This window comes from Amycolatopsis sp. A133 (assembly GCF_031082405.1).
Lineage (GTDB): Bacteria > Actinomycetota > Actinomycetes > Mycobacteriales > Pseudonocardiaceae > Amycolatopsis.
Genome location: NZ_JAVHJU010000009.1, coordinates 20,165 through 33,486, shown reverse-complemented (window position 1 = coordinate 33,486; position 13,322 = coordinate 20,165). Strand labels below are relative to the sequence as shown.

The following is a 13,322-nucleotide window of genomic DNA, read 5'->3' as shown; positions in this document are numbered from 1 at the left end:
CAGAGCGGAACGACCGACGTACCTGGCCTCCTGATCAACCTGGTCATCGCTTCGCCGCCGTCAGCCGGTACCGCAGCCGGAACGGCAGGTTCGCCAGCACCGCAGCCATCCGGGCGTCCCTTCCGACCAGATACCTCGGCGCCGGGCGACGGGCCGTCAGTGCCCGGACCACCACCTCGGCCGCGCGCCTCGGTGGCACTCCGGTCCGGGCCGAGCGGGCCGCGCTGCGCTCTGCTGCCGCCAGTTGCTCTCCGTACCTCTCCAGTGCCGCCGGTGGGAGGGCCGCGCGGACCTCCTCGGCCGCCGCGCGGGCGCGGGGCCAGATCGCCGTGGCCACCGCGCCCGGCTCGACCAGCACCACGTGGATGCCCTCCGGGGCCAGCTCCGCGCGCAGGCTGTCGGTCAAGCCGGCCAGTGCGAACTTCGACGTGTGGTACGGCCCGACCATCGGGCCCGCGATCCGGCCGCCGATCGAGCCGATCGTCACCACCCGGGCGGATTCCGCGCGCCGCAACGACGGCAGCATCGCTCGCGTGACCGCCAGCTGGCCGGTGACGTTCACCTCCAGCTGCTCCCGGAACGCCGCCAGCGGCACGTGCTCGAGTGGCCCCGGCCGCGCCAGCCCGGCGTTGTTCACCAGGCCCCGCAACGGTCCCGCCGCCGCGACGCGCTCCCCGCAGCGGGCGATCGACTCCGCGTCGCGCAGGTCCATGCGCAGCACCGTGACCGCGTCGCCGTACGCTCGTTCGAGGTCCGCTTCGTCGCCGTCCGTGCGGACGCTCGCCCACACGTGGGCGCCCCGCCGGACCAGCTCCGCCACGCAGGCCCGGCCGATCCCGCCCGCCGCGCCGGTGACCACATAGGACGGCTTCACGACGCGAGCACCTGCAGCATCCGCGGCCACGTCTTGTGCAGCTGCTCCTGCCAGTACGCCCACTGGTGGGTGCCGGGGCCGTACAGATCCGCCGTCACCGGGACGCCGAGGCCGCGCAACCGGCCGGCCATCGCGGTGGTCTGCGCACCGCAGAGGAACTCCAGGAGCATCGCGCCGGGCAGGACGTCGATCGGGAGCTTCGCGTCGAGCGGGCCCGGCAGCCCGTTGCCCGCCGACAGGTAGATCTCCGTGCCGCGCAGGCGGTCCGCGTTCACCAGCGGGTCGTGCGCCTCCCAGCGCGCGGCCTCCCGGCGCCGGTCGCCCCACAGGGCCTCGGGGTCGAGGTGGGCGGACGCGACGATGGCGCCGGTCAGCAGTTCCCCGGTGGGGCCGGCCGGGTTGAGGTTGCCGCTGAAGGAGGCGGCGTAGCGGAACACGCCCGGGCGCCGCGCGGCGAGCTCGATCGCGCCGTACCCGCCGAGGGACAGCCCGGCGGCCGCGCGCCTGCCGTTCCCGCGGTAACCGCGGTCGATCAGCTGCGGCAGCTCGACGGCGGTGAAGGTCTCCCACTGGTTGAGCGCGACGTCCTTGCCGTAGTTCCACCAGTCGCTGAAGAAGCCCGCGGATCCCGAGCCGGGCATGACGACCAGGACGCCGGCGTCGTCGGCCAGCTGCCGCACGTCGGTGTTCGCGCTCCAGCCGCGGTAGTCCTGCAGCCGGGTCTCGCCCGCAAGCAGGTAGAGCGCCGCCCACCGCCGGTCCGGCTCCGCAGCCCAGGCCCGCGGGAGGATCAGCCGGACCATGGCGTACGCGCCGACGCCCGCCGAGCGCACGGTCAGGTCGAGCACCCGCGCATCACCGTCCACAGTGGTCTCGGCGACGACGTGCGACCCGTCGTCGGCCCGGGCGTCCGGCACGCTCGCCGCGGCCGGCGCCGGTGTCCCGGGCAGCGCGCACACCACGGCCGTCAGCGCCGTGAACCACCTCACAAAATGGCGCATGCGATTCCTTTCCCGGTCGTTCGCAGGTGCGGCCAAGCTAGAGGAATGGCGTCGGCGAGCGCAATTGTCCTGTCCACGATGTGAGCGGACAATGTGAATGGGAGGAAAACAAACTCCCCCGCGCGGGTGAGGCGCCTGTCGCGCAGAGTGACCAGTCTCGGACGGCCGTGCCACAACGGTCGGCAGAACTCGTCGGTAACCTGCAATTCTGCAGCTCACCCGCTGTGCCCGTAGATGTTTACGCCGTCTTGAGGTGCTTCCGGTAACCGATTTCCGCGCGTAGCCTTCGCCGTGCCGCCAGGATCGCCACGTCCGTCGACGCGTCCCCGGCGAAGGGTTCCAGCGCAGGAGCCGCACCCGTACCGAAAATGCTCCCCGAAGGGCCGTACATGGCTGCCCGAATTCGCTTTCCGCCGTCCCGCGTGGCCGTCCTCCTGATCGCGGTGGCCGCCGCGGCCACCATTTCGCCCGCAAAACCGGCCACCGGCGCGGCGGTGGCCCCGGTTTCCGCGCCCCCCGCGGTGCCGCCGGCCGCGCTGCTGCCGGCCGAGTCGATTCCCGGGCGTCCCGCGGCCCGCGACGTGTTCGACGTCGCCACCGCACTGTCCACTTCGGACAGCAAGGACGACGAAGGGTGCACCGACGTCGTGCACGGCAGGCTGCTGCGCCCCGGGGCGGTGACCGGCCAGGGCTTCCAGACGGCGGTCCCCGGCGGGCAGCTGTCCGAGCTTGTCGCCCGCACCCCGCACCCGCCCGATCTCACCGCCTGGGCCGGGCAAGCGCGCCGCTGCGCCCGCGTCACCGTCGACGACCAAGGCCTCCCGACGGTCTCGACCACGACCGTCGAGACCGCTCCGGCCGTTCCCGGCGCGCAGACCCTCTCCTACCGGCAGGTCCTGACCCTGCCCGGCCAACCGGCCGGGCTGCCCGGCCTGCGCCTGCGCACCGTCGCCATCGCCGCCGGCGGCGTGCTGGTCCTGCTCCGCGACGCCGGAGCGACCGACCTCGACCTCGACACCCTGGCCGTCGCCGCGTGGCAGCACGCCGCCCCGCGGCTGGGCCGCTAGCACCAAGGAGAACCCATGTCCCAGGAGAACCTGCCGGCGGTGGGCGGCGACACCCTGACCGCGTGCCTGCGCCACTGGGCGGCGACCACCCCCGACGCCCCCGCCCTGACCTTCGCCGACTTCGCCACCGACCCCGCCGGGCGGCGGCGCACCCTCACCTGGCGGCAGCTGGCCGAGCGCGTCGACGCTGCCGCGGGCGCGCTGCCGGTGACGCCGGGCGACCGGGTCGCCGTGCTCTGCCCGCAGGGCCCGGACTACGTGATCGGGTTCCTCGCCGCGATCGCCGCGGGCGCGATCGCGGTGCCGCTGTTCGACCCCGGCCTGCCGGGTCACGCGGGACGGCTCGCCGCGGTCCTCGCCGACTGCGCGCCCACGGCCGTCGTGACCACCACCGCCGCCCGGCCGGGGGTCGAGGAGTTCCTCGGCGGTGACGTCACGGTCGTCGCGGTGGACCGCCCGGGGCCGGCGCGGTCGTGGCCGGCGCCCGCCGCGGCCACGGACGACGTCGCGTACCTGCAGTACACGTCCGGTTCGACCCGCAGCCCGGCCGGAGTGGTGCTGACCCACGCCAACGTGCTCGCCAACGTCGGCCAGGTCGTGCGCGGCCTCGGGCTCGACCCGGCCGCGGCCACCACGGTCTCGTGGCTGCCGCTCTTCCACGACATGGGCCTCGTCCTCGGTCTGATCACCCCCCTGGCGCTGGGCCTGCGCTCGGTGCTGATGGACCCGCTCGCCTTCGTCGAGCGGCCGGTCCGCTGGCTGGAACTACTCGGCGACCACGCGGGCAGCTGGAGCGCCGCCCCGAACTTCGCCTTCCACTACTGCGCGAGCCGGATCCGCGAGGCCGACCGCGCGCGGCTGCGGCTCGGCCGCGTCGCCGCGATCGTCAACGGTGCCGAGCCGATCAACCCGGACGTCCTCGACCGCTTCCACACCGCCTTCGCCGCCGCCGGGTACCGGCCGGAGATGACCCGCCCGGCGTACGGCCTGGCCGAGGCCACCGTCTTCGTCACCACCGGCCCGGCCGCCGTCCCGCGCGTCACCACGTTCGACCGCGCCGCCCTCGCCACGGGCACCGCGCGGCCGGCCGGGGACGGCGTCCGGCTCGTCGCCTGCGGTGCCCCGGCCGGGCAGCTCGTCGCCCTCGTCGACCCGGACACCGCCGTGGTGCTGCCCGACGGCTCGGTCGGCGAAATCTGGGTCCACGGACCGAACGTCGGCGAGGGGTACTGGCAGAAACCCCTGGACAGCACCGAAACCTTCGGCGCTCGGCTGGCGGGCGGGCTGCCCGAGGGGCCGTGGCTGCGGACCGGCGACCTCGGGGTCCGCCTCGACGGCGAGCTCTACATCGCGGGCCGGATCAAGGACCTGATCATCGTCGACGGCCGCAACCACTACCCGCAGGACGTCGAGGCGACGGCCGCGTCGGCCGACCCGGCGATCCGCCCCGGCAGCGTCGCCGCGTTCGCCGTCGCGGGCAACGACACCGAGGCCGTCGTCGTGGTCGCCGAACACCGCGCCCACGCGGACCTGACCGAAGCCGCCGAACGCGCGCTGGCCGCGGCGATCCGGCGGCTGGTCTCCGCCGCGCACGGGCTCGCGCTGCGGGACGTGCTGCTCGTGCCGCCCGGGCGGGTCCCGCGCACGTCCAGCGGCAAGATCGCGCGCGGCGCCTGCCGCGACCGCTACCTCGCGGGCGACTACGGAAAGGCACTGGCGCGATGAGCGACCCGACGACCGACACCCTGCGCCGCTGGCTCCTGGACACCGTCGCCGAACACACCGGCGCCCCGGCCGAGCCCGACCGCCCGCTCGGCGACTACGGCCTGTCGTCCCGCCAGGCCGTCGGCATCACCGCCGACCTCGAGGAGCGGCTCGGCCGCCGGCTGCCCGCGACGCTGCTGTGGGAAAGCCCCACCATCGACCACCTCGCCCGCAGCCTGACCGGTGCGGACGAACCCGAAGCGCGCCCGGCCACGAACCGCCGCCGGACCGACCCGGTCGCCGTGGTCGGGCTCGGCTGCCGCCTCCCCGGCGCGGACGGTCCCGCCGAGTTCTGGGACCTGCTGTGCGAAGGACGCGACGCCGTCCGGACCGCGCCGCCGGGCCGCTGGAGCCCCGAGGCCGCCCCGGTGCTCGGCGGATTCCTCGACGACGTCGCCGGGTTCGACGCCGAGCACTTCGGCATCACCCCGCGCGAGGCGGCCACGATGGACCCGCAGCAGCGGATGCTGCTGGAGGTCACCTGGGCGGCGCTGGAGGACGCCGGGATCGCGCCGGCGTCGCTGCGCGGCAGCCGGACCGGCGTGTTCACCGGGATCGCCACCCACGACTACGGCCACCTCACGATGATCGGCGGCGAGCCGGACCTGTGGACGGCCACGGGCGCGGCGGGCAGCATCGCGGCCAACCGGCTGTCGTACGTCTACGACCTGCGCGGGCCGAGCATGGCGGTGGACACGGCGTGCTCGTCTTCGCTGGTCGCGGTGCACCACGCGGTGCGCGCGCTGCGCGACGGCGACGCGGACCTGGCGCTGGCGGCGGGCGTCAACCTCATGCTGCTGCCGGGGCCGACGGCGGCGTTCGCGGCGGCGGGCCTGCTCGCCGGCGACGGCCGGTGCAAGACGTTCTCGGCGGGCGCCGACGGCATCGCGCGCGCCGAGGGCTGCGGCGTCGTGGTGCTGAAGCGGCTGGCGGACGCCGAGTGCGACGGCGACCGGGTGCTCGCGGTGATCCGCTCGTCGGTGGTCAACTCCGACGGCCGGTCGAACGGCCTGGCGGCGCCGAACCCGGCGGCACAGCAGGCGATGCTGCGGGACGCCTACCGCGGGCTCGATCCGTCCACTGTGGATTACGTGGAGGCGCACGGAACCGGCACGCTGCTGGGCGACCCGATCGAGGCCCGCGCGCTGGGCGCGGTGCTGGGCGCGGGCCGCGAGGCGGGCGCGCCGCTGCTGATCGGCTCGGTGAAGACGAACATCGCCCACGCGGAGGCCGCGGCGGGGATTGCCGGGCTCATCAAGGTGGTCCTGGCCATGAAGCACGGGTCCCTGCCCCCGCAGCTGCACTTCACGGCACCGAACCCGCACATCGCGTTCGGCTCGCTGGGGCTGAGGGTGGTGACGGAGCCGACGCCGTGGCCGCGGCACACCGGCCGGGCCGTGGCGGGAGTGTCGGCCTTCGGGTTCGGCGGGACCAACGCGCACGTGGTGGTGGAGGAGGAGGCGGCGGCCCCGGCACCGGACGACGGCGGGCGGGTGGGCGCGGGGACTGATGGCCGGATTCCGGCGCAGCACGGCCGCCGGGGGACCCAGGCCCCGGCGGGAAGTCGTGCCACGGCACCGGCGCACGTCGGCCCCCGGGCGACCACCGGGGACCCGGCGCAGCCCGGCCACGCGCTGCCGACCACGGCCGGAACCCGTGCCCCGCAGCACAGTGGTGGCCAGGCCGCACTCCCGGCACCCGGCATCCGGATCGGGCTGCTCTCCGCCCGGACCCGTGACCGCCTCGCCGAACGGGCCGCGCAGCTCGCGGACTGGCTGGACTCCCCCGCCGGGCAGCGGAGTTCCCTCGCCGACGTCACCCACACCCTCTTCCGGCGCGACAACGCCGGCAAGCACCGGGCCGCCCTCGTCGCCGCGACCCACGGTGAGCTCGCCGCGTTGCTGCGGGCCGTGGGCGACGGCGTCGACCTCCTGCCCGCCGGGGCCGTCACCGGCACCGCCGTCGCCAGAGACGGCGGTGCCGGTGACGGGAACGGGGACGGGCCCGTCTTCGTGTTCTCCGGCCACGGGTCCCAGTGGACCGGGATGGGCCGGCGGCTGCTGGCCGCCGAACCCGCGTTCGCCGCTCAGGTGGACAAGCTCGGCGATCCCTTCACCGAACACGCCGGACGGTCGCTGCGGTCCCTCCTCACCGGCGCCACCGCGCCCACGCTGGCGGAAACGCAGCTGGCGATCTTCGGCACGCAGGTCGCGCTGGCCGCGCGGTGGGAGGCTTTCGGTGTCCGGCCCGCCGCCGTGCTCGGGCACTCTCTCGGGTCCGCGGCCGCCGCTGTCGTGGCCGGGGTGCTGACCGCCGACGAGGCCGTCCACCTGGTCGCCACCCGGGCGCGGCTGCTCGGCACCCTCCGCTCGGGCGGGGCGATGGCCGCGGTGGAGCTGACCCCGGACGAACTCGCCGCCCACCCCGGGGTCGAGCTCGCCGTCGATGCGGCACAGGGACAGATCACCGTGGCCGGGGACGCTCTCGTGCTCGACCGGCTCGTCGCGCAGCTGTCGGCCACCGGGCGCGGCGCGCGGCGGCTGCCGGTCGGGGTCGCCGGGCATTCGGCCGGGGTCGAGCCCGTCCTCGGCGCCCTGCGCGACGCGCTGGCCGAGCTGGGCGGACGGCGGCCGCTGGTGCCCTGGTACGACACCGTGCTCACCGACCCGCGCGAACTGCCGGACTTCGACGCCGGTTACTGGGCCGCGCACCTGCGCCGCCCGGTGCGGTTCCGGCAGGCCGTCGCCGCGGCGGCCGCGGACGGGCACCGCGTGTTCGTCGAGGTGTCGCCGCACCCGATCCTGCGGGGCTCGCTCGCCCGGACGCTCGAAGCCGCCGGGATCACCGACGCGGTGGTGACCGGCACCCTGCGCCGCGGCCAGGACGAGGTCCGCGCGTTCGGCGCGGCCGCGGCGGCGCTGTACTGCGCGGGAACCCGGATCACCCTGTCCGCCCCGGACGACGGCGCGCGGCTCACCGACGTCCCGCCGATGCCCTGGCGCCACGAACGGCACTGGTACACCGACGCCGCTCGCGACGGGGAAACCACGCGCACCGCCGCACCGGAGACAGCCCCGGGTGACGCCACCGCCGCACCACCGGCCCGAGCCACCGCGGCACCCGGCGGGGCCGATCGGCTCACCGAGATCGTCGCCGCGATCATGGGCCTCTCCCCCGATCGTCTCGATCCCGACGTCCCCCTCGTCGACCTCGGCCTCGACTCCCTCATGGCGAACCGGATCCGCGAGGCCGTCCGGCGGGAGCTCGGCACCGAACCCGACGCGGCCGCCGTCCTCCGGGGCGCGACCCTCGCCGACCTCAACCGGGACCTCGCGCCCCGCGGGGACGAACCGGCGGCCCGCGGCCGCGCGTGGGACGCAGCCGACCGCCTCGTCCTGCGGCTCTGGCGGCAGCACACCGGCACCGACGCGGGCGGCACGCACGTCCGCCTGACCGGCACCGGACGGCCGGAACACCTGGCCCGCCTGCTCGCCGACGGGCTCACCACCGAGCTCGGGAGCCCCGTCGACCCGGCGGAGCTGCTGCGGCACGACTCCCTCGCCGCCGTCGCCGACGTGGCGAGAGCCCTCCTCGACACGCGTGAGGAACGCGGGCCCGTGCACCTCCTCAAGGCGGGCGACGCCGGGACCGCGCCGCTGCTGCTGTTCCACCCCGGCGGCAGCACCTGCACCGTCTACCGCCCGCTGCTGGACCGGCTGCCCGCCGGAGTGCCGTGCGTCGGCTTCGAACGCGTGCCGGGCGCCGGCATCGAAGAACGCGTCGAACGGCTGCTGCCGCTGGTCCGGGCGCGCCGGCCCCACGGGCCCTACCGCCTCGCCGGCTGGTCGTTCGGCGGCGCCCTCGCCTACGGCGTCGCCACCCGGCTCGCGGACGAGGGCGAACCGGTCGAACTCGTCGCGCTGATCGACACCATGCTGCCCCTGCCGGAACCGGACCTCGACGCGCGCGCGTCGTCGGCCCGGCGGTTCCTGCGCTTCACCGGCTACGTCGAAGGCACCTACGGCCGGGCCGTCCGGCTCGGGCACGACGAGCTCGCCCCGCTCCCCGAAGAGGAGCAGATCGAGCTCACCATGCGGCGGGTCGCCGAAGCCGGGTTGCTGAGCCCCGGCGTGCTGCGGCACCAGCACCAGTCCTTTCTGGACACGCTGGCCGCGGAACGCGGGACACCGCGGCCCTACGACGGCCGCGTGGTGCTGTACCGGGCGACCGAGCCGTACGCCGCCGGGCTCGCGATGGAACCGCGCTACTCCCGCACCGACCGCGCGGCCGGCTGGTCCGGGCTGTGCCCGCGGCTGGAGGTCGTGCCGGTGGCCGCGCACCACCTGTCGGTGGTCGACCCGCCGCACGTCGACGTCGTCGCGCGGCACCTGGCCGGCCTGCTGTGGCCGTGACGCACGCGGGCGTCCGGGCGTGGCCGCTGCTGGCCGTGCTCGGCGCCGGGCTGTTCCTGGTCGCGGTCGACGCCACCGTGCTGCACGTTGCGCTGCCCGACCTCGTCCGGCAGCTGCGGCCCGGTGCGGCCGCCCAGGTGTGGATCGTGGCGATCTACCCGCTCACCGCGGCGCCGCTGCTGCTGCCGTGCGGCACGCTCGGCGACCGCTTCGGGCGGCGGCGGGTGCTGGTCGCCGGCTACGCGGTGTTCGGGCTGGCGTCGCTCGGCTGCGCGCTCGCTCCCGGCGTCCCGGCCCTGCTCGCCGCCCGCGCGGCGCTCGGCTGCGGCGGCGCGATGATCATGCCGGTGACGATGTCGCTGCTGCGGGAGCTGTTCCCGGACCAGCGGCGGCGGCGCACGGCGATCGCGGTGTGCAGCGGCATCGCCGGGGCCGGTTCGGTGTTCGGGCCGGTCCTCGGCGGGCTGCTCGTCGAGGTGTGGGGCTGGCGGTCGACGTTCCTGGTCAACCCGCCGGTGATCCTGGCCGCGGTGGCGGCGGCTTTGCGGTGGCTGCCGCGGACCACGCCCGCGCGGGAGCCGTGGGACGCGCTCAGCGCGCTGCTCGCGGCCGGGGGTGTGCTCGGGATCGCCTTCGCCATCGGGCCGTCGGGGGGCGGCTTCGCGTCGGGGGCGGCCGGGTGCGCCCTCCTCGGGCTGTTCGGGCGCCGCCAGCGGCGGGCGGCCGCTCCCCTGCTGGACCTGGCCCTGTTCCGGCGGCCGGGCGTGCCGGGCGCGGCCGGCGGGGTGCTGCTGGTGATGAGCGTGCTGGTGGGGCTCGGCCTGCTGCTCGCCCAGTACCTCCAGGTGGTGCTCGGCCTCTCCCCGACGGCCGCAGCGGCGCGGCTGCTGCTCGTGCTCGGCGCGTCGGCGGCGGGCAGCGTGGTGGCCCCGGCGCTGCTGGAGCGCTTCGGCAACGCCCGGGTCCGCACGGCGGGGTTCGCCGTGGCGGCGGCTTCCCTCGCCATCCCGGCCGCGGGCGGGCTGCCGTCGCCGTGGTGGCTCGGCGGCGCGCTGGCGGGTTCGGGCCTGGGCATGGCGCTGGCACTGACGTCGAGCACGGACACGCTGCTGTCGGCCGCGCCCGCCGACCGCGCGGGCGGCGCGGCCGCGGTCGAGAAGACCGGCTACGAACTGGGCGCGGGCTTGGGGACAACGGCGTTCGGCTCACTGGCGGCCGCCGTCTACTCGGCCCACCTGGTGGTACCGCCCGGCGTGCCGGACACGGCGAGGCGGCTGGCATCGGCCGGCCCGGCGCAGGCGGAAGCGGCTGCCCAAGGCCTGCCGGCGGCCCCCGAACTGCTCGCGGCGACCCGGGCGGCGTGCACCACGGGCGTCCAGGTGTCGGCGGCGGCCGCTTGCGGACTGTTCGCGCTCGCGGCGCTGCTCTCCACGCTCACCCGTCGGAAAGTCCCCGGCTAACCCCGCACTTTCACGTGAAAGTGATCCGGAGTTACCGCCTCCGGATAGCTTTCACGTGAAAGCTCGGGAGGCGACTGAAAGGAACAGCCGCTGCATAGGGTGTTATACGACTAGCGCTGACTTGCTTCCGGGGGCTGCGCAGCGTACGTCCGGAGGATTTCTGTGGTGTCGCCGAGGAACTGTGCCACCACCTCCGCCTGCTCCGGCGCCAAGCCGTCCGTCAACCGGGTGATGGCGTCGACCAGGGGGGCCAGCGCGGCCCGGACCTCGGTGCGCGCCGCTTCGCTGACGACGAGGGTGACGCGCCGCCCGTCGCGGAGGTGCGGGTCGCGGCGGACGTGCCCCGCGGCCTCCAGGCGGTCGACCAGGACGGTGGCGGATGCGGACCGGATCTTGAGCGCGTGCGCGAGGTCGACGGTGCCCATCGGCACGCCGCCCGCCAGGTGCTGCAGCGCCTGCACGTCGGTCGCCCCGAGGCCGAGGCGGCGGGCCAAGGCGATCTGGACGTCGTGGGCGAGCGCGAGCAGCTCCCGCAGGGCGAGGTTCACCCGGAGCGCGACGGGACTGTCTTCCACCGGCTCATTCTAAGTTAGCTAGACAATCTAGCTAGTTTTGCTACCGTGGTCCGGGTGGACGTCCGAGCGATGAATGCCGAAATGACCGCGAAGCTGATCGATGCCCCCGCCGAGGTGCCACCGGACGGCGGGTACGCCCTGCGCGTCGTCGAGACGCGCGGCCGCCGCACCGGCGCACCGCGGCGGGTGCCGCTGGCCGTGGTCGCGCGCGACGGCGGGCACTACCTCGTCTCCCCCGTCCGCGACCGCGACTGGGTGGAAAACCTCCTGACCACGCCGGAGTGCGCGCTGCTGTCCGGCGGCCGCCGCGAAGAACGCCGGGCCGAGCCGGCCGGCGGCGAGGAGGCGGCCGCGGTCGTCGCCGCCTACCTGGCCGCGATGTCGGTGCCGTGGGCGATCCGCGCGTTCCCGGTCGCCCAGGACGCCGGCCTCGACGAGATCCTGGAGCACCTGGCGGGCATGGCGGTGTTCCGCCTGTCCACTGTGGACGCATCATGAGCGTCGCGATCGCGGGCGGCGGACCCGGCGGGCTGCTGCTCGGTTACCTGCTGGCCCGCGCCGGGATCGAGGTGACCGTGCTCGAGGCCCGCTCGGACTTCGACCGCGACTTCCGCGGCGACTCGCTGCACCCCTACACCCTCGAACTGCTCGACCGGCTGGGCCTGGCCGCCGGCCTGCTCGAACTCGACCACTTCAAGGCGCGCTCGTTCCGCTTCCACACCCCGGACGGCGTCTACCGCGCCGCCGACTACGACCGCCTCCGCACGCCGTTCGGCTACGTCGCCCTGATGCCCCAGGTGCGGTTCCTCGACTTCCTCGCCGAGCGGGCGAGCGCGCTCCCGTCGTTCACACTGCGGACCGGCGCCAAGGTCACCGGGCTGCTCGAAGACGACGACGGCACGGTCACCGGCGTCCGCCACCGCGGCGGCGAGCTCACCGCGTCCGTCGTCGTCGGCGCCGACGGCCGGTTCTCCACCGTGCGGCGCCTGGCCGGCCTCGAAGCGCGGTCGCTCGGCGCCACCACCGACCTGCTCTGGTTCCGCCTCCCCCGCCGTCCCGGCGACCCACCCGACGCCGACCTCGACCTCTACTTCGGGCGCGACGCCTACGTCGGGGTCCTCGGCGGCGTCCGCGACTGGCAGGTCGGCTACAGCATCGACAAGGGCTCCTACCCGGCGTTGCGCGAGCGCGGGGTCGAGCCGATCCGCGCGTTCGTGCGCGAGCACGTGCCGTGGCTGGCCGGCCGGGCCCACCTGCTCACGGACTTCTCGCAGACCACACTGCTCTCGGTGGACATCTCGCGCGTGGACCGCTGGCACCGCCCAGGCCTGCTGCTGCTCGGCGACGCCGCGCACGTGATCTCCCCGGTCGGCGGCAACGGCATCCTGATGGCGGTCCAGGACGCCGTCGCCGCGGCGAACCGGCTGGTCCCGGCCTTCCGCCGCGGCGGCGTCACCCCCGCCGACCTCGCCGGGGTCCAGGCCGACCGGATCCGCGCGATCGAGCGGGTGCAGGCGGACCAGGTGCGGGTCGAGCGGCGGGCCGCGGCCGCACGGGCCCGCGGCCGCGGCGCCGCACCCCCGAAGCTGCTCAAGTACCTGTTCGCCGTTCCGGCGGTGCGCACCCGCGGTGCCCGCGGCAACGCCTACGGGCCGTTCCCGCCTCAGCTCGACGAGTCCTTCTTGTCGTCGTAGGAGGTCCAGCCGCCCTGCTCTTCGGCCGCCTCGACGTCGGCGTCGGCGGACGCGGTGTGCGTCATCGCGGCGATCGTGCGCTCGAGTCCCTGCTGGACCTCGCCGCCGTCGGCTTGGCGGACGCTGTGCAGCGTCACGGTGATCTCCGAGGACGCCGGGCCGTCCTCGCGGATGCTCAGCTCGCCGTGGTAGTCGTCGGGTCCCTCCGCGCCCCACTTCAGCGACCGCGTCGCCGGGTCGGTGTGCAGCCACGCCTCGCCGGCGACGCGCTCGCCGTGCACCTCGGCCTCGACGTGGACGCTGTCCCCGCCCTTCGGCTCGGCGACCTTCATCTCGGGGAAGTACCGCGGCAGGTTCTCGGGGTGGCTCAGGAACGCGAACAGCTCGTCGGCGGGGATGTCGGCGGTCACGGTGTGGCGGTACTCGGTCATCGTCGTCTCACTCCTGGTCGGCGGTCCGATTCGGCCCCGGATAC

Annotated in this window: 10 protein-coding genes; 6 read left to right on the top strand and 4 right to left on the bottom strand. The window is 75.4% G+C overall.

What is annotated here, in order from left to right; translation table 11 throughout:
• Positions 1-43 precede the first annotated feature (43 nt).
• The gene (locus Q5425_RS12000) at positions 44-874 is read right to left on the bottom strand and encodes an SDR family NAD(P)-dependent oxidoreductase (protein WP_308672248.1); all 831 of its coding nucleotides are present in this window, start codon (positions 872-874) and stop codon (positions 44-46) included.
• Positions 871-1,875: an alpha/beta hydrolase gene (locus Q5425_RS11995; RefSeq protein ID WP_396135153.1), complete on the bottom strand. Its 1,005-nt coding sequence runs from the start codon at positions 1,873-1,875 to the stop codon at positions 871-873. The genes Q5425_RS12000 and Q5425_RS11995 overlap by 4 nt, the downstream gene beginning before the upstream one ends.
• 389 nt (positions 1,876-2,264) lie before the next feature.
• On the opposite strand from Q5425_RS11995, the gene Q5425_RS11990 reads away from it, so the two are divergent.
• The 4 genes from Q5425_RS11990 to Q5425_RS11975 are packed head-to-tail and all read left to right on the top strand — an operon-like array spanning position 2,265 to position 10,578.
• Positions 2,265-2,942, top strand: coding sequence for a hypothetical protein (locus Q5425_RS11990; protein ID WP_308672247.1), 678 nt, complete (start codon positions 2,265-2,267; stop codon positions 2,940-2,942).
• A 15-nt stretch (positions 2,943-2,957) separates the two neighbouring features.
• A complete protein-coding gene (locus Q5425_RS11985) occupies positions 2,958-4,667 on the top strand; it encodes a fatty acyl-AMP ligase (protein ID WP_308672246.1) in 1,710 nt (569 codons plus the stop codon).
• Positions 4,664-9,118, top strand: coding sequence for a beta-ketoacyl synthase N-terminal-like domain-containing protein (locus tag Q5425_RS11980; RefSeq protein WP_308672245.1), 4,455 nt, complete (start codon positions 4,664-4,666; stop codon positions 9,116-9,118). Before Q5425_RS11985 ends, Q5425_RS11980 begins: the two co-directional genes overlap by 4 nt.
• The gene (locus tag Q5425_RS11975) at positions 9,109-10,578 is read left to right on the top strand and encodes an MFS transporter (RefSeq protein WP_396135152.1); all 1,470 of its coding nucleotides are present in this window, start codon (positions 9,109-9,111) and stop codon (positions 10,576-10,578) included. Before Q5425_RS11980 ends, Q5425_RS11975 begins: the two co-directional genes overlap by 10 nt.
• A gap of 110 nt (positions 10,579-10,688) precedes the next feature.
• Here Q5425_RS11975 and Q5425_RS11970 read toward each other — a convergent pair whose 3' ends face one another.
• On the bottom strand, positions 10,689-11,153 hold the full coding sequence (locus Q5425_RS11970) for a MarR family winged helix-turn-helix transcriptional regulator (protein WP_308672243.1): 465 nt from the start codon (positions 11,151-11,153) through the stop codon (positions 10,689-10,691).
• An 81-nt stretch (positions 11,154-11,234) separates the two neighbouring features.
• Between Q5425_RS11970 and Q5425_RS11965 the strand changes: the two genes are divergently transcribed.
• Complete coding sequence (locus tag Q5425_RS11965) at positions 11,235-11,651, top strand: nitroreductase family deazaflavin-dependent oxidoreductase (protein ID WP_308672242.1); 417 nt, start codon at positions 11,235-11,237, stop codon at positions 11,649-11,651.
• Positions 11,648-12,847 (top strand): FAD-dependent oxidoreductase, encoded by a 1,200-nt coding sequence (locus tag Q5425_RS11960; RefSeq protein ID WP_308672241.1) that lies wholly within the window; start codon positions 11,648-11,650, stop codon positions 12,845-12,847. The genes Q5425_RS11965 and Q5425_RS11960 overlap by 4 nt, the downstream gene beginning before the upstream one ends.
• Here Q5425_RS11960 and Q5425_RS11955 read toward each other — a convergent pair.
• The gene (locus Q5425_RS11955; protein ID WP_308672240.1) at positions 12,817-13,278 is read right to left on the bottom strand and encodes an SRPBCC family protein; all 462 of its coding nucleotides are present in this window, start codon (positions 13,276-13,278) and stop codon (positions 12,817-12,819) included. The two genes, Q5425_RS11960 and Q5425_RS11955, sit on opposite strands and share 31 nt — an antisense overlap.
• Positions 13,279-13,322: the final 44 nt, after the last annotated feature.